At 63.8% G+C, this 243-nt stretch carries 1 protein-coding gene; it reads left to right on the forward strand.

What is annotated here, in order from left to right:
* Positions 1 to 43: 43 nt before the first annotated feature.
* Positions 44 to 243: hypothetical protein (locus QN347_RS20730; protein ID WP_323494535.1), on the forward strand; the 200-nt coding region annotated here is incomplete at its 3' end.

Here is a 243-nt window from a genome sequence, read left to right on the forward strand (position 1 = left end):
CCACGAGGCCAGTGTGTCATTCGGGGTGGCTACGCTGACTCACATGAACGCAGAGGAACACGCCCGGGAGGTAGATCGGCTGGAGAGATTGAGGACGCTACTCGCGGCCCGGAACCGCATCGAGGAGGTTTCTCGGGCCGTCGTTGCTGCGTCGAGTGACGATGACGCCGCGGAGCGAGTCCGTCGCCTTCTGGGTTGCTCAGAGATCGCAGCGCGGCACGTCATCTCGACACCGTTGCGCAT

Source organism: Sphingomonas sp. 10B4, from assembly GCF_035019905.1.
GTDB classification, from domain to species: Bacteria; Pseudomonadota; Alphaproteobacteria; order Sphingomonadales; family Sphingomonadaceae; genus Sphingomonas; species Sphingomonas glacialis.